General features: G+C 49.2%; 33 protein-coding genes and 1 pseudogene. 17 read left to right on the forward strand and 17 right to left on the reverse strand.

Annotated features, from left to right (window positions below):
• Positions 1-70 precede the first annotated feature (70 nt).
• On the forward strand, positions 71-1489 hold the full coding sequence (locus SIB64_RS08135; RefSeq protein WP_413442734.1) for a DUF2130 domain-containing protein: 1419 nt from the start codon (positions 71-73) through the stop codon (positions 1487-1489).
• Here SIB64_RS08135 and SIB64_RS08140 read toward each other — a convergent pair.
• Positions 1477-1821 (reverse strand): hypothetical protein, encoded by a 345-nt coding sequence (locus SIB64_RS08140; RefSeq protein ID WP_413442943.1) that lies wholly within the window; start codon positions 1819-1821, stop codon positions 1477-1479. The two genes, SIB64_RS08135 and SIB64_RS08140, sit on opposite strands and share 13 nt — an antisense overlap.
• Positions 1822-1979: 158 nt before the next feature.
• Positions 1980-2396, reverse strand: a complete 417-nt coding sequence (locus SIB64_RS08145; protein ID WP_413442735.1) for a cupin domain-containing protein — start codon at positions 2394-2396, stop codon at positions 1980-1982.
• A gap of 75 nt (positions 2397-2471) precedes the next feature.
• Between SIB64_RS08145 and SIB64_RS08150 the strand changes: the two genes are divergently transcribed.
• Positions 2472-2960 carry an early protein (E6) gene (locus SIB64_RS08150; RefSeq protein WP_413442736.1) on the forward strand — a complete coding sequence of 163 codons (489 nt, stop codon included), beginning with the start codon at positions 2472-2474 and terminating at the stop codon, positions 2958-2960.
• A 249-nt stretch (positions 2961-3209) separates the two neighbouring features.
• Here SIB64_RS08150 and SIB64_RS08155 read toward each other — a convergent pair whose 3' ends face one another.
• Positions 3210-3374, reverse strand: coding sequence for a hypothetical protein (locus SIB64_RS08155; protein WP_413442737.1), 165 nt, complete (start codon positions 3372-3374; stop codon positions 3210-3212).
• Between the two features lie 63 nt (positions 3375-3437).
• Here SIB64_RS08155 and SIB64_RS08160 point away from each other — a divergent pair, with 63 nt between their 5' ends.
• From SIB64_RS08160 to rpsU, 3 genes are all read left to right on the forward strand, one after another.
• Positions 3438-3629, forward strand: a complete 192-nt coding sequence (locus SIB64_RS08160) for a hypothetical protein (RefSeq protein WP_413442738.1) — start codon at positions 3438-3440, stop codon at positions 3627-3629.
• A gap of 168 nt (positions 3630-3797) precedes the next feature.
• The gene (locus tag SIB64_RS08165) at positions 3798-4115 is read left to right on the forward strand and encodes a hypothetical protein (RefSeq protein WP_413442739.1); all 318 of its coding nucleotides are present in this window, start codon (positions 3798-3800) and stop codon (positions 4113-4115) included.
• A 253-nt stretch (positions 4116-4368) separates the two neighbouring features.
• Positions 4369-4545: a 30S ribosomal protein S21 gene (gene rpsU / locus SIB64_RS08170; RefSeq protein WP_009790002.1), complete on the forward strand. Its 177-nt coding sequence runs from the start codon at positions 4369-4371 to the stop codon at positions 4543-4545.
• Here the strand turns inward: rpsU and SIB64_RS08175 are convergent.
• Complete coding sequence (locus SIB64_RS08175) at positions 4479-4760, reverse strand: hypothetical protein (RefSeq protein ID WP_413443097.1); 282 nt, start codon at positions 4758-4760, stop codon at positions 4479-4481. The two genes, rpsU and SIB64_RS08175, sit on opposite strands and share 67 nt — an antisense overlap.
• Here SIB64_RS08175 and SIB64_RS08180 point away from each other — a divergent pair, their 5' ends adjacent.
• Complete coding sequence (locus SIB64_RS08180) at positions 4761-5006, forward strand: hypothetical protein (RefSeq protein WP_413442740.1); 246 nt, start codon at positions 4761-4763, stop codon at positions 5004-5006.
• Positions 5007-5307: 301 nt separating this feature from the next.
• Here the strand turns inward: SIB64_RS08180 and SIB64_RS08185 are convergent, their stop codons facing one another.
• The 3 genes from SIB64_RS08185 to SIB64_RS08195 form a co-directional block, all read right to left on the reverse strand.
• Positions 5308-5601, reverse strand: coding sequence for a hypothetical protein (locus SIB64_RS08185; RefSeq protein WP_413442741.1), 294 nt, complete (start codon positions 5599-5601; stop codon positions 5308-5310).
• Between the two features lie 139 nt (positions 5602-5740).
• A complete protein-coding gene (locus tag SIB64_RS08190; RefSeq protein ID WP_413442742.1) occupies positions 5741-5950 on the reverse strand; it encodes a hypothetical protein in 210 nt (69 codons plus the stop codon).
• A gap of 193 nt (positions 5951-6143) precedes the next feature.
• Positions 6144-6299 carry a hypothetical protein gene (locus SIB64_RS08195; protein ID WP_413442743.1) on the reverse strand — a complete coding sequence of 52 codons (156 nt, stop codon included), beginning with the start codon at positions 6297-6299 and terminating at the stop codon, positions 6144-6146.
• Positions 6300-6377: 78 nt separating this feature from the next.
• On the opposite strand from SIB64_RS08195, the gene SIB64_RS08200 reads away from it, so the two are divergent.
• Positions 6378-6554, forward strand: a complete 177-nt coding sequence (locus SIB64_RS08200) for a hypothetical protein (protein ID WP_413442744.1) — start codon at positions 6378-6380, stop codon at positions 6552-6554.
• A 227-nt stretch (positions 6555-6781) separates the two neighbouring features.
• Here the strand turns inward: SIB64_RS08200 and SIB64_RS08205 are convergent.
• The 4 genes and pseudogenes from SIB64_RS08205 to SIB64_RS08220 all read right to left on the reverse strand — a co-directional run bounded on the left by SIB64_RS08205 (position 6782) and on the right by SIB64_RS08220 (position 9210).
• A pseudogene (locus SIB64_RS08205) lies at positions 6782-7074 on the reverse strand (alpha/beta family hydrolase).
• Positions 7075-7444: 370 nt separating this feature from the next.
• The gene (locus SIB64_RS08210) at positions 7445-7951 is read right to left on the reverse strand and encodes a DoxX family protein (RefSeq protein WP_413442745.1); all 507 of its coding nucleotides are present in this window, start codon (positions 7949-7951) and stop codon (positions 7445-7447) included.
• A 147-nt stretch (positions 7952-8098) separates the two neighbouring features.
• Positions 8099-8761, reverse strand: coding sequence for an SDR family oxidoreductase (locus SIB64_RS08215; protein WP_413442746.1), 663 nt, complete (start codon positions 8759-8761; stop codon positions 8099-8101).
• Between the two features lie 230 nt (positions 8762-8991).
• Positions 8992-9210, reverse strand: coding sequence for a CP12 domain-containing protein (locus SIB64_RS08220; protein WP_413442747.1), 219 nt, complete (start codon positions 9208-9210; stop codon positions 8992-8994).
• Between the two features lie 150 nt (positions 9211-9360).
• On the opposite strand from SIB64_RS08220, the gene SIB64_RS08225 reads away from it, so the two are divergent.
• Positions 9361-9516, forward strand: coding sequence for a hypothetical protein (locus tag SIB64_RS08225; protein WP_413442748.1), 156 nt, complete (start codon positions 9361-9363; stop codon positions 9514-9516).
• A 79-nt stretch (positions 9517-9595) separates the two neighbouring features.
• On the opposite strand, the gene SIB64_RS08230 is transcribed toward SIB64_RS08225, so the two are convergent.
• A complete protein-coding gene (locus SIB64_RS08230) occupies positions 9596-9940 on the reverse strand; it encodes a hypothetical protein (protein ID WP_413442749.1) in 345 nt (114 codons plus the stop codon).
• Here SIB64_RS08230 and SIB64_RS08235 point away from each other — a divergent pair.
• Complete coding sequence (locus SIB64_RS08235) at positions 9939-10115, forward strand: hypothetical protein (protein ID WP_413442750.1); 177 nt, start codon at positions 9939-9941, stop codon at positions 10113-10115. The two genes, SIB64_RS08230 and SIB64_RS08235, sit on opposite strands and share 2 nt — an antisense overlap.
• Here the strand turns inward: SIB64_RS08235 and SIB64_RS08240 are convergent.
• A complete protein-coding gene (locus SIB64_RS08240) occupies positions 10096-10266 on the reverse strand; it encodes a hypothetical protein (RefSeq protein ID WP_413442751.1) in 171 nt (56 codons plus the stop codon). The two genes, SIB64_RS08235 and SIB64_RS08240, sit on opposite strands and share 20 nt — an antisense overlap.
• A 90-nt stretch (positions 10267-10356) precedes the next feature.
• Here SIB64_RS08240 and SIB64_RS08245 point away from each other — a divergent pair, with 90 nt between their 5' ends.
• Both SIB64_RS08245 and SIB64_RS08250 read left to right on the forward strand, forming a co-directional pair.
• The gene (locus SIB64_RS08245; protein ID WP_413442752.1) at positions 10357-10860 is read left to right on the forward strand and encodes a hypothetical protein; all 504 of its coding nucleotides are present in this window, start codon (positions 10357-10359) and stop codon (positions 10858-10860) included.
• Positions 10861-10878: 18 nt separating this feature from the next.
• Positions 10879-11658, forward strand: a complete 780-nt coding sequence (locus SIB64_RS08250) for a sulfite exporter TauE/SafE family protein (protein WP_413442753.1) — start codon at positions 10879-10881, stop codon at positions 11656-11658.
• Here the strand turns inward: SIB64_RS08250 and SIB64_RS08255 are convergent.
• Positions 11626-11856 carry a hypothetical protein gene (locus tag SIB64_RS08255; protein ID WP_413442755.1) on the reverse strand — a complete coding sequence of 77 codons (231 nt, stop codon included), beginning with the start codon at positions 11854-11856 and terminating at the stop codon, positions 11626-11628. The genes SIB64_RS08250 and SIB64_RS08255 overlap by 33 nt on opposite strands.
• 134 nt (positions 11857-11990) lie before the next feature.
• Here SIB64_RS08255 and SIB64_RS08260 point away from each other — a divergent pair, with 134 nt between their 5' ends.
• Entirely contained in the window at positions 11991-12260 is a 270-nt protein-coding gene (locus SIB64_RS08260) for a hypothetical protein (RefSeq protein ID WP_413442756.1), read from the forward strand.
• A gap of 28 nt (positions 12261-12288) precedes the next feature.
• Here SIB64_RS08260 and SIB64_RS08265 read toward each other — a convergent pair whose 3' ends face one another.
• Positions 12289-12516, reverse strand: a complete 228-nt coding sequence (locus SIB64_RS08265) for a DUF4278 domain-containing protein (protein ID WP_413442757.1) — start codon at positions 12514-12516, stop codon at positions 12289-12291.
• Between the two features lie 260 nt (positions 12517-12776).
• Here SIB64_RS08265 and SIB64_RS08270 point away from each other — a divergent pair, with 260 nt between their 5' ends.
• The 4 genes from SIB64_RS08270 to SIB64_RS08285 all read left to right on the forward strand — a co-directional run bounded on the left by SIB64_RS08270 (position 12777) and on the right by SIB64_RS08285 (position 14533).
• The gene (locus SIB64_RS08270) at positions 12777-12959 is read left to right on the forward strand and encodes a hypothetical protein (protein WP_413442758.1); all 183 of its coding nucleotides are present in this window, start codon (positions 12777-12779) and stop codon (positions 12957-12959) included.
• 24 nt (positions 12960-12983) lie between these two features.
• Positions 12984-13109 (forward strand): hypothetical protein, encoded by a 126-nt coding sequence (locus tag SIB64_RS08275; RefSeq protein ID WP_413442759.1) that lies wholly within the window; start codon positions 12984-12986, stop codon positions 13107-13109.
• Between the two features lie 5 nt (positions 13110-13114).
• Entirely contained in the window at positions 13115-14014 is a 900-nt protein-coding gene (locus SIB64_RS08280; RefSeq protein WP_413442760.1) for a DUF481 domain-containing protein, read from the forward strand.
• Positions 14015-14302: 288 nt separating this feature from the next.
• Positions 14303-14533 (forward strand): DUF1651 domain-containing protein, encoded by a 231-nt coding sequence (locus SIB64_RS08285; protein WP_413442761.1) that lies wholly within the window; start codon positions 14303-14305, stop codon positions 14531-14533.
• A gap of 248 nt (positions 14534-14781) precedes the next feature.
• On the opposite strand, the gene SIB64_RS08290 is transcribed toward SIB64_RS08285, so the two are convergent.
• Positions 14782-15048: a hypothetical protein gene (locus SIB64_RS08290; RefSeq protein ID WP_413442762.1), complete on the reverse strand. Its 267-nt coding sequence runs from the start codon at positions 15046-15048 to the stop codon at positions 14782-14784.
• A gap of 433 nt (positions 15049-15481) precedes the next feature.
• Here SIB64_RS08290 and SIB64_RS08295 point away from each other — a divergent pair, with 433 nt between their 5' ends.
• Positions 15482-15664 (forward strand): hypothetical protein, encoded by a 183-nt coding sequence (locus SIB64_RS08295; protein ID WP_413442763.1) that lies wholly within the window; start codon positions 15482-15484, stop codon positions 15662-15664.
• Positions 15665-16251: 587 nt separating this feature from the next.
• On the opposite strand, the gene SIB64_RS08300 is transcribed toward SIB64_RS08295, so the two are convergent.
• Positions 16252-16467: a hypothetical protein gene (locus SIB64_RS08300; protein WP_413442764.1), complete on the reverse strand. Its 216-nt coding sequence runs from the start codon at positions 16465-16467 to the stop codon at positions 16252-16254.
• Positions 16468-16607: the final 140 nt, after the last annotated feature.

Here is a 16607-nt window from a genome sequence, read left to right on the forward strand (position 1 = left end):
AAGTGTCCCTGTGCTAGCAACAGCTCGATAATGTGCCTTTACACGTCGACATCAAGCCAAACCATTACTCATGCCTGAGATCATCTGTCCGCATTGCAGAACAGCATTCACGATCGATGAAGCCGGTTATGCGGATATTCTCAAACAGGTTCGTGATCAGGAATTTGATGATCAGTTGCAACAACATTTGCAACTGGCTCAAAAAGACAAGCAAAATGCAATTGAACTTGTTAGCCAGAAGATAAAGAATGAAATGAGTGTAATGTCGGCCTCTAAGGATGCAGAAATTCGTGATCTTGAGGCGTCACTTAATGCACGAGATGTTGCTCAGCAACTCGCCATTGCAGAGGCTGTCAGCACATCGGAAAAACAGCGCGATCTATTGGCAAATGAATTGCAACAGGTGCGCGACAATAATGCAACGGCAGCACGTTTGGCTGAAACCAAGTATGCTAAGGATATTCAGTCGGTCACACTTCAGAAAGAAGCCGAATTGCGTGATTTGAAAGCAAGATTAGATGCTGTTGATATCAAACAGAAACTTGCCATCAGCGAGGCATTGAGTGTGGTTGAGAAAGATCGCGATCAACTGCGAAACAGTCTTGGCCAAACTGAACTCAAGCATCAATTGGCTGAACAATCATTGAAGGAGCGTTATGAAATTCAGATCAAAGACAGAGATTTGGCGATCGAACGTCTTCGCGATATGAAGGCACGTTTGTCTACCAAAATGGTGGGGGAAACTCTCGAACAGCATTGTGAAATTGAATTCAACCGTATACGAGCTGCCGCATTCCCCCGTGCTTATTTTGAGAAGGATAATGACGCTAGAACGGGAAGCAAGGGAGACTATATTTTTCGTGATCAGGATGATCAGATGAATGAAATCGTCTCAATCATGTTTGAGATGAAAAATGAGTCTGATTTGACATCAACAAAAAAGAAGAATGAAGACTTTTTGAAGGAACTGGATAAGGATCGTCGCCAAAAGGATTGCGAATACGCAGTTCTTGTTTCGTTGCTTGAGCCCGAGAGTGAACTTTACAATTCTGGAATTGTTGATGTTTCACATCGTTATCAAAAAACATATGTAATTCGCCCTCAGTTCTTTATCCCATTCATTACACTGCTCAGAAATGCAGCTTTAAAGTCTTTGGAGTATAAAGCAGAGCTGGCATTGGTGAAATCACAGAATATTGATGTTACATCATTTGAAAATGATTTGGAGACATTCAAAAATGCTTTTTCCAGAAACTACGACCTTGCCTCAAGACGATTCCAAACCGCAATCGATGAAATTGATAAGTCAATTGATCATCTGCAGAAAACAAAAGATGCTTTGTTGGGGGCTGACCGTAACCTTCGATTGGCCAACAACAAAGCTCAGGATGTCACGGTGAAAAAACTAACACGACAAAATCCGACGATGGCTGCAAAGTTTGCTGAGTTACGCGATCAAGGCCGTTTGCTTGATGATCAGGAAAATTGACGGGGGTATGGTGTGCCACCAGCCAGTTCAAGATTGATTTCACGGCAGATATTCAACATGGCCCCAAGTCCGAAGTCGGGTCCGTTAGGACCATCGATGAAATCCTGAAATTGTTCTGCGGTGATACCTTCCTTCACTTCCCAGATGCAAAATGCTGGTCCTTCCAGGCCGATCGGGTTGAAGGAATGGTTGTAAAAACCTGCCTCAAGGTTCATTTTGACCGCATCATCCCAGCCGCCACCTGGTGCAAGAGCTTTTTGGGCAGTTTCCCACCATTGCTGTGCTTTTCCAGCACGGAATTCGTGCTGGACGTGATAGAAAGTGGAAGCCATAAGCAGATGAAGTCTGATGTTGTTTACATCAGACTTTGATGGAACAAGGCTCAGGTCAGCCAATGACAACATAAGGCTGTCTGGCACGCTGAATTGACTGTGTATTTTGCTTCAACATTGTCAACTCTGCGCACCAGATTAGATCGAAGATGCCGCGTTTATGCAGCAATTTTGACACCTTCTTGGCTGACAATCTCCACCACTTTTGCCATATCACCAAGATCATCCTGATGCGCCTTTAGGGATTTGAACACTGCTTCGACTCCTCCAGGCTCTCCCACCATCACATAGCGACAGAAGTCGCCCTTCGGTGTGGGGGCATGCACGGTCCCCGCTTTCACTTGGTAGGAATCCCCAGTTCCAATCACGGTGCTTTGTCCGTCAATCTGCAGTTCCAACTCCCCCTCAAGAACAAGGTAGGTTTCATTCCAGTCATGGGTATGGGGGGGTTGGCCAACACCTCCAGGCGTTGCAAATTCGACCACGCTGTACGTGCCGTTGGTTTGCTCCGCGGTCAGCTGCAGTGTGATGTTGTCGCCAAGAACGTTACAGGTCTCGGGTGTGTGATTCGTCATGAGGGGTGGTGTCAGCCTGGTAAGACAAGACACTATCAACACGAATTGACCGTTCAGGCGGTGTTCATTCCAACCATGCCTTCAAAACCTAGGAATCGAATCGGCGAAACCTATGGACAGCTCACTGTTGTTCGTTCTTCTGAGCGACGTACGAAAGGTGGCAATGCCTTCTGGTGGTGCCGATGCAGTTGTGGCCGCGAGCGAGAAGTCCCTGGCGACAAACTTTCTCACAATCTAAACAGGCGTAAAGCCGTCGTTACCGCCTGCGAACTCTGTGCACGTGAGTTGCAGATTGAAGGGGTTTGTTCAAAAAATGACCGTGAAGAAGCCCAAAGACGGCGGGATGCTGAACAGCGTCGCAAATTGCTTGAAGGCCATGTGCCTGCCAGATGGTTAATCCTTCCTTTAACGGATGCCCATGCACGGGAACAGAATAGAAAAATATATTTTCAGGGGAAAAAATGCAAATATGGCCATGTGGCTCCGTACAGAATCAACGGGGGATGTTTGGCTTGCTCAGGACAGACCCCGTCAGCGGATATTTCTCAAATTCCCAACATTTAACCCTGGCGGTTGTTGAAATTCGCAAGCATCCAAGCCCAAAGGGTACTTATTGCAGCACCGAAAGCGAGAATGGCTAAAAGTTTGGTTTCCATTCAAAGGAAGTCGAAATCGTCGTCAGAATCTCCAGCAAAAGCATTCATAATCAAAGCTGAAAAAGGTACAAAGATCGCTGCAATCACCAGAATTTCCATCCACCCCAGAAAACTACAAGAACAGTAGTTTACATGAATTTACAAAAAGTTGCGTCTGCTACACCTGGTTTTGGTTGAGTACAAATACTTTGTTGCTTCGCCGTTGCTCGTCCTCGTCGACGACCTTGTTGCTGACGACCATTGGCGCCTGCAGGCAGGCGGAGATACCGGCTTCCCGTGGGTCTCGCCCAGGGCGAGCGGATGAATTTCGGCTCGATACCACGGTTGCGGTCGATACTGCGTATGTTTGATTCACATCTTAAAAAGTTGTAGCTTCTTCGATCCTATGCAGTCTCCTGAATATGCCGCTCAGATGGATCTCGACCTCAACGCCCTAAGGGTGCTCTATCGGGTCGTGGAGGATGCTCATCAAAACTGGCAAGGTGGAGATCCCGGGGAGCAGAACCTGTTGGCGTCGATGAAGCAACAGCTTTACGCGGCCTTAATGGATCATCTTTTTCGAAGTGGCAAGATTTGATTCATTGTTAACTTCTTTCTGAAGTGATCTAAACGTTTTTGGTTGTACGAGAGGTTTGGTCGTTGACTTGAGCATTAACGCTAGTTGTCATTTCTTATGGACAATTCAGACTTTGTCTATACGTCTGGTATGTAGATGCTTCAGAACCAATCGCTTTTTCAATCACTGTTGACGGGTTCGCCCTCGATGCAAAAGTGTTTACCTGCTTCTCAGGCGGGAAGGAGCGTTGAAGAATGCAGGCTTCGCAATGACCGTGAAAGCTATTTCGCACTTGTGATGCAACTGGCTCACGCGCAGTTCACCCTCGCTGATCCGTTGTTGGCTTCACGTCTGTGGGATGAGATCGATCAACGCGGAATGGATTTGGGTCGAATCATTCACCTCCTTTACGGCTGCAGTGTCCATGACGATGTTGAACTGCTTCGTCGAGCTGATGAGTCATATCTCCGACTGGTGGAGCCGGATGACAACAGCGGTTGCCATTGATAGGCCATGACGAGGTGGGCCATGAACCGAACGGCTGAGAGAGCAGCCAGTCCGATGCAGATCGGGCAGTGAGTCAGTCCCATGCAAGGAGCTTCTTCGTTCACACAGGTCAATGTTGGAGAACGATTGAATTCTTGACAAACTCCTGTTGATTCAAGCTGCAACCTTCAGGCTTCAACCCTATTACGGCCACCGGAGCGGAGTGTGGTGAGCCAACTGCTAAGCTGTTTTTTTGCTGTGCTACAGAAAGCGGATGAGTCAGGTCACGGTCGGCGAAAACGAGGGAATTGAGTCAGCTCTTCGTCGCTTTAAGCGTTCAGTTGCCAAAGCTGGAATTTTTTCCGATCTGCGTCGGATCCGTCATCATGAAACCCCTGTTGAAAAGTACAAGCGCAAGCTCAAGCAACGTTCAAGAAATCGTCGTCGCTGATCTTTAGGGCGATCAATATCAGAGCAAACAAGATAAACCGCATTTTCTGCTTGCATATCAATATCAACCGCGAGAGAAAAATTTCTCGAATTAAAGATATGTCTTGTAAGCGGTGAGCTTTGTGATTGTTTTTTAAATAGCTTCTTTTGCTTTTTTGCTGCAAATCCACGATTCTCCGTTTCATTCGCCAAAATAGCCCAAAATTTTGACTGCATATGTTGCTCCCAAATCCCCTTTGCGTGATCAGCGCTGCAAAAATTGCGAGTCTTAAGACGACTATTTTTCTGCTTTTGATCCTTCTGCTGAAATCAAAGCTTCTTCGGATCAAAATGTCTTTCATCGGCAGCTTGCTTGGTCTTGCAATGTTGACTGGTTTTTTGATGACTACTGGGTTCCTTACACTCATCGCTGGTGGATCAGTTGTTTATGCCGCTACACGTAAAAATTCAGTCGCTTCATGACTGTGGGGTCTTATAAAATTTTTATAAATGTCTGCTTATTGTTTTTTTATACGCGTTTATGGTAAGTCATTCAAATTTCCTGCATTTTGTTGATGCAATTGCGTCAGCAGCAAGTAATGCTTCATTGATTTTTTCAGGCCGATAGGTTTTGTAGGTGATGCGAGAACTATTTGCATTAATGTTGGTAGTCAATCAGCCAAATAATTGTTTTTGATTTAGGCTTCCAGGGTTGGGGCGATGTTTAATAAAAAATGAGAATTCCCTGGTTTAGGAAAGTCTATGTGTTGAAAATTGAGTCCAATTATCGACGTTGCGAAGAACGCTTGCTTAGTGTGCCAAACCACGTATTCAGCAATCGCCTGTGCCAGGGTGTGATGTCTACAGCTTGTCTCTGCTGAGATTGCCAGGTATCCTCTTTTTGAATCTGGCGATGCAAACTATAAATAATTGGAACAGTCGCAACCAAAAGGATGATGGCAACCAGCGCAAAAATGGGTATCAGCGCAATGATCAAAATCGCTGCAACAATACCTGCCGCAAACGTCGTTAAAGATTTCAGCCAGGTTGATTGGCTTTTCCCAGGCAGTTGCTTCATGCGTTGACTGACCGAATCATTCCTGTCATCCAATCTGAGAGGAGATTGACCACCATCGTGCATCAGCTATATCGAGCTGTTTTTCAAAAGCGGGAGTGCATATGAGCAGCTTCTGAACGATGCATCTGTTTGGTCCTCATCAGGACTGAGATGCTTTGAGCGCCTGAAGCCCCAACATCAGATGGGTCCTGAAACTACCGAGCGCCATGACCTGTTGCTTCGATCGATTCAAGCCAAAGCTTTCGGGGTTGGACGCCATGTTGTCCAGTAGTTTCATGGTGTCCCTGCTCCAATTACGGAGCTTTTGGTTTGTGGATTCATCAAGATCATGATCTGGGGAGTCAGTCATCTGCTCCTTTTCCGCTGATTGAAGAAGCGCGATCAAAGTTCGATGACTCATTGCATCAGGAATCGTTCGATCGTTTTCAGGTTGCATGGAGTCGTCAAGATTTGATCTGACCCTATGGCTGCTCCCATGGTTTGATCCAGTTCGGTTGACGTGAGGATGACCGCCCTCCCGCTTTCTGGAGTTTGGATGGCCGTCAATAGGACGATTGCGGGAGTGTGAAACCAGATTGCATGTGGCCGATGTCCAGCATCACGTACGTCAGCCAGAGCAGCAGGGCAGCCACGCCCGCCCCAGCAGCCACTTTGGCGGCAGAACGGCCAATCAGTTCCAGCAGGCTGACTTCTTTCATGTTGTTGGTCATGAACCGCTGCTTGATTCTGACGTCTAACCGCTTTCGTGCGAGCCTTCTTGCACCGAATGGTTATCCATGCCGCTGATTCCCCGTTGGCGTTACATGACACCGCAAGCCAAATCCAAAGTGCAACGGATCGCAGCCTCAGCTGTCGTCCTGCTGCTGGGTTTTCTGTTGATTCGTTCCCTGCTACCTGTTTTGGTGGTTGGATTGGTGGTCTGGTGGATTTGGAGCGCCACCCAGAAGGCCTGAAATTGACCATAAAAAAACCCCGCCGAAGGCAGGATTTTTTTTCCAATCTGTGACCTTGTTTCCAGGCTGGAGAATCTCCTCACACTTCCAACATGCCAACGGTGAAGCATGAGTGGAACGCCGTTCGTACAGCCTGGTTAAGTGGCACATCTTCGAAGAGTTGTCTCAGATTTTCGATTGGCACCATGACAAACCACGGTTTTGCCCCTGAGGGCAGGCTCCATCGTTCAGAGGAGTGAGTTTAGAAAGGAATTCACCGCATCTGTCGCTACCGAAAGATTGTCCGCTTCTGTCAGGCCTGATGATTTTCGTGGTTTAAAACTGCGGTCGCAGTCCTTGATCCAAGTGAGCTGAATCGCCTCAAACAGCGGATAATGCTGAACTTCGTTGAGTTGCCCATTGGATCCCTATCCCCTTGAACAATTAGATTCGGGGTCAGGAGAGATTGCAGATGCTCGATGCGTCGTTTGAGTGGAAGACGATGGGGTGTAAGGGATAGCTCAAGCAGATGAGACAGCAAAAGTCAGAATCTTTTGATATTTATTCAATCAGCGAAATTGCGATATGGCCACCTATCGCTCTCCCTCCGATGACGATGGATTTTGATCAGTCAAGCTCTAGAAATTTCAGTTTTGAAGAGTTCTTGATTTGAGGAGATCAAGTGATGGTTTGAAAACTGTAAGACACCTTTTAGATATGTAAGGAGAATCGAAGTGTACGATTGACTAATCCAGGTTGACAAGATTTTTGGTCAAGAAAACTATAAATTGAATAAGATATTTGCTCCTGCACCATGGGAGAGAAGAAGAAGCGTTTTGAACGCTCCTTCGGGGTAATGGACCAAACGAAGCGGAGCTGGTGACAAATGAGTCAACTCCTATGGGTTGAATTCAGCGCGAGGCCGGTGCTTCTTGTAGTGACGCAATCGACGTTGCGTCAAGAAGCTGTTCCAGTTTGCCGGAGGACGATTGAAGATCGGGCTCAAAACGGCGTGCAATCAGCTCGTCGATGGAAAAGAGGCCTGGTCCGCAACTCAGCACGGCGATGGCAGCACCGAGGTAAAGGCCTAGAAGTTCAAGAAGATAAATGTTGAAACCGGCTGTGAGAACGGCGTGATAGATCGCCACACTGATCGTTCCAGCGACGGCAGCGGCGCCGATCCGAGTCAGAAGACCTGTAATCAGGAGCCAGCTGCCGATGATTTCCGAAAAAGCAGCGATGTAGGAGAGAGTGATGGGGAAGGGGAGATGGAGCGGTCTGACGAACGCATCAGCGAAATTTTCAATGCCAGCGAGTTTTTCGTAACCGTGGTGAATCAGAAGCGTGCCGGTGATCACTCGCAGGGCCAACATGCCGAAGTTCCCTAGAAACGGCTTCGTTGCGATGGCGCGGATCATGTCAGCGGATTCATTTACGTAAATTTAAGAAGTTTTGTTATGCAATGGTCGCCTTGCGACCGGTTTTTGGGTGAGTATTTGTACTTAGATTTTTGAAGCAGGTGGCTTCTTGTGGCCTGCTCGGTGTCTTTCCAGCGGTTTCGATGTTCAAAATTCAATCGCGCTGAGTGGGCGTGCAGGTTCTTCCCTGCTGCTTGTCACCTCCAGGATTCGGCCGATCGAGCTTGGTGTGTTCAGGGCTTCGATGCAACACCGTGCCACCAGTCGCCTAGGGATTGAATTGCTTGTCTGGAGGTCAGGGCCTGTCCACACAATGCCCTCCTTCTCCAGATCATCCTCCCGTTCTGACAGTCCACCGGGGCGAATCACCGTCCAGTCGAGGCCACTGTTCTTCAGTGCAGTTTCACCGATGCGTTTCCAGACAAGAATCAGCCCAAACAGATTGAGAGGGTGATTCCATCGTCCTGCGCAAAGCGAGCTCACCAGAACGATCCGCCGAACTCCAACCCTGATGCAGCTCTCCACTTGGCGCTGGACCCCAAAGGCGTCGATACGCATGGGTGCGGAAAGGTCAATGGAGGGCCGTGCACCTGTGGCGATGACCAGGGCATCGACACCTTCAAGGGCCCTGTCGAGTGCATCTCGTTGAAACAAGCTGAGCCGATAACGGGTGCACTCGCTGAGTTGTTCTGGAAGTTGTGATTCGGGCCGAATCAGCAAACGGGGTTTGAGATCCTGTTTGATCAGTTCTTCAGCCACGCGATAACCGGTTTTTCCGGAGGCTCCGCTGACAGCAACCTCACGAAGCATGGGAACAGGTCGTATTCGATTGACGACGCTAACGGCGACGAGACCCTGGGATTGGCTTTCTGATGAGAAATCAACAGCTCAGCTTGGAATTATTTGAACAGCCGGCTCGCATCCAAAATCTGTTCTGTTCGGTAATAAGGCCCCCGCTAGCTGGGAGCCATTGGTCAGAATCAATTTTGTTGGATCCAGGAAGTGAGATTGTTTCCGCTCAGCTGAAAACCCGCCTGGGATCAGTCGTCGTAGACAAGGCACTCCGGCTCATAGGGATTCTGCTCGCAGAACAGCTCGAGAGGTGAAGGATCCCTGGTGTCGTTAGGGAACTGTTTCTTGTGATCCAGGAGCCACTGCAATTCTTCAGTGAGGTGGCGAACCTTTCCGTCATTGTGGTCGGCTAGGGCCTTGAGGAATTCCTCCTGATCTTTTTTGATGTGCTCATCGATGCTGTTCATGTCGCAAATCACGTGCTGTTCTCATTTAAGTCGTAGCGAGATTTTTCATGTCCGATCAGAGAGTATTTCTACCTTTATGACTGAAAGCACACAAGTCGAGAAAAACCTGCACAGTAAGGACTGATCACACCATGAATGAGGTGACTGCACATGGAGCCTGATCAAGGTCTGTTGTCTGGAACGATCCTGCTTGTCGTCGGATTGGTGATCGGAATTGGGATTGGATCGAGCATGACAATTTCGGCCCTAACCCAGGGGGCTCCTGACGTTTTGCAATCCTGGTCCGGCGTGGTTGCCCTCCCGTAAGCACACACAAAGGTTGACGACCTGTTGTGAAGGGACTATCAGTCAGCCAAGATCTGATTTCGTCATGGCCGATAGCGCATCACGCACGATCTTCAGGCAGCAAAAAAGACGAATTCCCACTTTTTTCAAAGCACTCAGACAATTCATCTTTGGTTAAGCATCCGCTGGATGGATGCTGGGCGTTGTTGATTGGAGTTACAGCTGAGCAGCTTTGGAGAACATCACCCCATGTTGATTTGTGATCGACAAGTGTGGCACTTGATACGTCACTTGCTTTGAAATCTCCTCGGAATCTGCTCCAAGTTGCTCTTGGATTCCTTGCTTTGAATTGAATGATCGCGCTCAAGTCAGGAATCAATGAAATCTCTTGCAAAGAGGTCACCGTGATGAGCCATGGTGGAGATGCCAATTGCGGCAGGTTCATGACCATGCGCAGGCCATACACAGTTCGCTACAGAACTCCGGACAACACCACCCTTGAAGATTGCATCTACGCCTCAGATGCTTTTCAGGCCAGGTTGCTTGCGATCGAGTTCAACAAGTACATCAAAGAGCATCCGAATCGGATCGACAGCATTCTCAGCGCGATCCAACACTGATGTTGCCTGAACTGATCAGTCGCTCCAGGCGAGCCGACAACTTTCGCTCAGTGCGATCGAAGCTGTCCTGGTGCCCGGCGACATAGGCCAACTCTTCATTGGTGATCACCTGATGGGTGACGGCATCGAGGTAGATCTGCACCAAAGACATCCCGGCGTCAACGAACCTCCATCAATTTTGGCAATCTTGATGGAGATTCGTTGATTGGTTTCTTTCGTGTTTGTCGAATCTCTTTGACCCATGGATCAGCAGGACATCCAGACGCTGATCCGTCAGTGCGCCATGGGCCTTTTTGACCTTGCCTGCGCTGTTAGTGGGCATCCCAACTGGGATCTCAGCCTTCCCGTCGGAGTGATCGATGCTCGACGCTCCCATCCCCGACTGATGGTGACCGCAGTAGGAACGATCAACTCCATGGTGAGGGCCTCGTCCACGATCGGTCATCCCCTGATGCAGCGTCTGTTTCATCGCTTTGACCAGGTGGGCCTTGAGCAGGCCCTGCAGGAGGCCAGGGCCGGTACGGATGCAGATGCTTTTGCGGACATTTGGCAGGCCTATCGCGACGAACGACGTCAGGGCGATCAGGCGATGTGGAGCATTGAAGACGCCACCGCCTTTGTGCTCAAGTCCCGGGACGCCCACTCGGACCGTGAGGTGTCCTGTGTTGCCATTCTTCCTGGTGATCCGCATCGAATTTTGACCTTCTCCGTCCCCATCGCCTTCCTGACCAGGCCAGATGATTGAGGCAAGCGAATTGCTGGGATGCATCCGATTGATCTGGTCCTGCAACTTGGCCTTGCAGGGATTTCGCTGATCGCGAACACCCTGTCCGCTTTCGCAGGGGGTGGCGCTGGTCTGGTACAGCTCCCCGCGTTGATTCTGCTTGGACTGCCGTTTGCAATGGCACTGGCCACCCACAAGCTCGCCAGTGTTGCGCTCGGTTTAGGAGCTGCCGGACGTCATTGGAGAGAAGGCAACTTCGATATCCGCCTCTCGGGGCTGATGCTTGCAGCTGGTCTTCCAGGCGTCTGGCTTGGATCAAGCCTTGTGCTCCAAATCCCTGATCGTCTGGCAACGACTGCCCTGGGCCTGTTGACCATCGGTCTTGGCGTGTATTCAGCTCGCCGATCGGGACTGGGGCGACTCGATGCTGAGTCACAGATCAGCTGGGAGCGGTGTCGGTTTGGTGGGCTTGTGCTGTTTGCAATCGGTGTTCTCAACGGGTCATTGACCTCCGGCACAGGGCTCTTCGTCACACTGTGGCTCGTGCATTGGTTTGGCTTGAGTTACACCCGTGCCGTCGCGCACACCCTGATCTTGGTGGGACTTTTCTGGAATGGCACCGGTGCGCTTGTGCTGGGATTTAGCGGCGAAATCCGCTGGGCTTGGCTTCCGATGCTTCTTGTTGGATCTCTGCTCGGAGGATATCTGGGGGCACATCTTTCGATCTCCCAGGGGAATCAACGGGTCAAGCGCGCTTTTGAGGTGCTTGCACTGGTGATGGGAGCCTCACTCCTCATCCGCAGCATCGGCACCAGCTGACTGCAGAAAACGGGGTGCAAAGCGTGTTGCGAGAACAGCGGTGGCTGCTCCATAGGCCACGAATGTGACCACCTGACCTGAAGAACCGCTCGTATACACCTCACCGGTGAGAAGCATCCAATCCATCAAGGACGACACCGTTCCCCAGATCACGACCCAGACCGAGACGTAGGTGACACCACGAAGCGTTGGATTCACTCAGCTGCCCTCAATCCCAATAGGCTAGAGGTGAAAGGCTGCCGACCCACCTGTCTGTTCGGTGACCACTTGCAGCAAGTGAAGGGTTCAGCGCCGAAGCTCCCGTAATCTCAGCCCCTGTTGGTGGAGGGTTGATGCCGAGGAAGAGGCGCAAGCTCAGCAAGGAGATGGAAGCAGACATGGCTGCCGCAAAGCGCAAGGTGGAATTGATCACGGCGCTGATCAACGACATTCGCGATGAAGACATCCAGGGGGAGTACCTGGAGGCCTTCGCGCAGGTCAGGGCTGCAGTGATCCATCTCACTGCCACCTACATCACTGATGGATTCTGTGAGGAGACAGAGGCCACGCTGGAGTTGTACCGATCACTCATTGAACAATTCGAAGAGGAATACGAACTTTGAACCGTTCAACGTGTGAGGGCAGAAGCGGTCAGTGGCTGTAAGCCACACCGCGATAGCAGAATCTGATGTTTGAGGTCATTGCGGCTTGGCGTCCTTCGGTTGAGTAGCTGCAACCGCGGTAGGTGAACAGTTGAGCGTTCCGCAAGTCGGTTTGATTCGATTTGAAATGGCTTCGGTCATAACGAAGCTGCGTCATTCCAGGCTCAACCCGTGAGCGTTGCTCGTAGGCATGGCCTCTGTAGAGGAGTTTGGTCATGGTTCAAGTCCGAGAAAGATCGACGTCCCCGTTCCATGGCGTCGATCAAACTGCGCTCCGTTAGTAACGGAGTGAACGTTTTGTAGCTGTTGCTACAAACCTTTTATAGGGCACCCGCCCTCATTTGTCTGTTCAGTAAGTCACACCGCAAGAGCGCTGCCGAATCCTGATCAGCTGACAGACCGATAGCTCTTGTCGCATCAGAGACGACCAGCGGTGGACCTGTCCGCCATAACGAGCCCACTTCCTTGAGGTCTTCGATGTCGGATGGCATTCAGCTGACAACGTCCCAGGAATTTGAACAGGAGCGACTCAGCAGGGCGATTGAGGCGACTTTGGACGCCGACGAGCTTCGTTTCATGGCGAAGCAACTTCTTCAGGCCTGGCAAAGCCAGAGAGCCGCGACGGCCTGGGCGATACGCCAGCAGACAAAAGGGTTTTAATCTCAAGCGCTAATTCAGCAATGCATGGCTCTCAAACAGACCGAACGGCAGGTGTCCCCCTTGCGGTTGAAAGTCACCTTGCTTGTCGCAGGCTTGGGCCCGTTGTTGGCCATTGGGCTCTGGCTGCAATCCAAGGGATTTTTTAATTAACGATCATGTCCAAATTTTTGATTTCCACGATTGTTGCTCTAGGGATCTTCGCTCCTTTCCCGGTTCTTGCTGAACAAGTCACCTACAAGCTGGTAAATGGAGACACGATTACAGGTGAACTTGTGCCAGAGGAGAGCTCTGATGACATTCGCGTTCTGATCCACCCTTTCCTTGGACGTCTTGAAATTGATGTAGCAACAATCAAGCCAGATCCAGTTCCACCACTCTGGAAAACATCCATCTCAGCTGGATTAAATGGAAACAACAGCGATGGGGATTCAAACTTTACTGGTTCATTGAGTGCCTCAAGTCTTTATAAAGATCAGGCTCAATCCCTCGCTCTTGCCGGCAGTTTTAATTACAATCGTGTAAATAAAGTTGATTCAGATCCTGAAATTAAAACCAAAAATGGTGCTGTTTCCGTTAATTATACCCGCGCTTTGAGCTCTAATTTTGATCTCTATGCGGGTACAAATTATAATTACGATTATCTGAAAACTAGTGGTGTAGACAATGTTCTTGTTTCAGTGGGGGCAGGTTTCCCTATTCTTGAATCTGATCAAACAACTTTGAAACTTTCTGTTGGTCCTTCCTTGCTATGGCTTGGAGGGGGTAAGGACTGTTCGACTAACGAATATTGCGGAAACACTTATGGAGGCGGGACTTTTACGGTCGATTTTGCATGGAAGCCTAGTAAAATGTTTGTCTTTGGCGCCCAGAATAAATTATCTGCAGCATTTGCCTCTGAAGTGAAGCCAAGTAATACTTTTACGGCATCACTAAAGTTTTTCCCATCTGAGAATAGTGGTCTTTTTACATCTCTTAAGTATCAATCGATTTATCAAAGCATGGCGACTCCTGCAATCAACAACACTATTACTGGTCAGGTTGGAGTTGAATTTTAGTTCTATACAACTTCAGTCTTTGACTCGTCACTGCTTGCGATATTGTTAAGTTAATTCTTTATTGTGAGCCTGAAATTCTGATCTTATATAATTTGTAATTTCTTCTGTTGGGATAAAATTCGCCTTAAGCCGACACCACAGCCTGATTGTTTCGGATGGGTAATTGTCAGTGATGGCTCCGATGCCGTATTCAGATCATGGCAACAACTGCTTCAAGCGACTGTGGTCGCCAAACTCTGTGTATGCGGCTTTCTTCACAGGATTCTGAGCGGCACCCATCGAGTCCGGATGCTGAAGGTTGGTTGCTCAATAGGGGCCATAGGCCTGGCTGTTCGATTTCGCTCTGCTCCTGCTTCAGCCCATGGGCAGTGGGTTTTCCTGGAGACAGCATCGATTAGCGAGGCTCGCCGTCGTCCTGTCGTACTGCAGCATCGAAGACGAATGCTCAGACACAACGCACTCGACGCCTGGACCACGATGCTGAACATGGGATGGGTACATTGTGGCCCTCAATGGTGAGTACTTGTAATCAACCGACAAGGCCTTTTAAATGTGATTTTTTTGAGGAGTCATTGTCAATGTAGTTTGTGAGTGTTTATCATTTCGAATCAACTAAGATGGGTTCTAATTCTGTTTGTTTCTGCGGCTATTGTCTTGGATTTATTCGCCATTAATTTATTTGGTACAGATTCGTTTGACATGGATTGTTTAGAGGATTCATTCTTCTTCCAAGACTTTACCTGAGCAACCATTTTGTTGTAACAAATTCAAAAAGGTTTCCAGAGGAGTTTATTTTTGCGAAAAAGATGATCCATACCAGGATATTCAACAGAATGGCTAACACTGCTGCAGTTATGTTGACTGACCGGCGTAAGGATTTCAGAGCCATCAGCCCCCCGCTGCTGCTGAGCCAAGTCCCTCGCGCCCAGCACGGGAGGTACACCATGACCCTGAGAAGCAGTGGTTGCAATGCTGTTTTCTCTGGATGAAGAGGAAGTGCCATCTCCATAATCAACCATGGGTACAAAAACCAAACGCCGGAGTTGAGTAGCTGCATCAGAGCAATGCAGCCAGGATGCTGTCGCTGGGAGTTGGAAAGAACCATCGCTTCCATCCCAGCCACAGTTTGGACCAGTGGACTGAATGGTCACTGAGGACATGGTGAGTGTTCGGTCAAGAATGGCGGCATGATCGCTCCACATTTCAACACCCGTGCAAGAGATCTGATGCCATTGGATTGAGAGTTTGTTGGACACCCTGGCTATCGGTTTGATGTAGCGAAGAACGCGTTGTTGATTTATCGGTTGTCGATTGGAGGAGCAATGCAAACGTGTTTCAAATGATGCTGTAGAGGATTGACGCCTTCGCTACTAATCCTGATTAAAAGCTGGTGGTAAAGAAACATGTGCATGTACTGCATGTATTTGGTGGGCTGGGCAATGTGAACTTAATTATTTAATCTCCCTCATGACTCTTGGTGAAGTGTTTCTTGAAGCCATTGCCACAGGTGTGATTACAAATGGTGAAATGGAATGGGTGACATCCCAACAGGCAGATTTTGATCGCACTGAGGAAGCTGTTGCTTTACGTCTGGGTCGTTTAATTGATGAAGGTACGATTCAATTGGGTTGCCGTTTGCGTTCAGCCTGAAACCTCCGGTTCGCATCTGTAACGATACCTAATAGTCCTTTTCTCTACCTAATTAATGGTTTGGGTGAGCCTGATTCTCTTCAAGCTTTGAATCCTTTCAGGACAATCTCTGGATCAGGCACGATGGGAGCGGTGTCTGCGACCACGTCCGCGACGTAGGGATTTAATCATTCTCCCTTTGTTCAGTTGGTGTGTTCTGTAATCCAGTTCGACTAGACGCCAACCAAGAATAGATAGCGCAATGGCGATTAGGAGCGGAATAACTGGCCACGGCATTGATTTTGGATCAGAAATTCCCGAAACGTTTTATGGGCAAACGCTGCTCGTCCACAGCTCCTCTTTGTGGCCAAGGTGCATGTTGATGCAGCGATCAACGCAATCTTCAGATGTCCCATCGATAGGACATCGTGTAACGCAGTCGAACCAAGCGTCGACGGCATCCCACGTTTTTGACTGTTCCTGGGTTGATCGTTTGTCTTCTTGGGGCTGCATGCACCAACCTCACTCCCTGATTCAGTTGTACGGCGCTGCAGCTCCCTTGTCTGCATTTCGATGAAAAGTGATGTGATTGTCCTCTGCAGCCACGATCAACGTTCTACGTCCTGATCAAAGGAGCATTCGAGCAAGGCTGCGTAAAGCAGGGTCTGCAAGCGATGGAGATCCTCCTGTTCGCGTGGATCAGGACCCCCTGGCCACTTGTCCAGGTGAAACCGTACAGATCGGTAGAGCAGGCGGATGGCATCGGCATCCAGTTCGAACTGAAGCGTTTGGCGGGGTTCAGTCATCCGACTCCCGTCCCCCATGCATCGGTTGACAATCAGCCTAGCCCGAGCTAGTACGCATGTACTATTTCATCGGACAAATGAAGCTTTCAGGGTCTGCCCGGCCATGGCCTCCTATACAAATCGGCTGTTTGCGGCGCAGTCGTTCAGCAATGGTCTGC

Origin of the sequence: Synechococcus sp. MIT S1220, assembly GCF_047303025.1 — a bacterium.
Taxonomy (GTDB): domain Bacteria; phylum Cyanobacteriota; class Cyanobacteriia; order PCC-6307; family Cyanobiaceae; genus Parasynechococcus.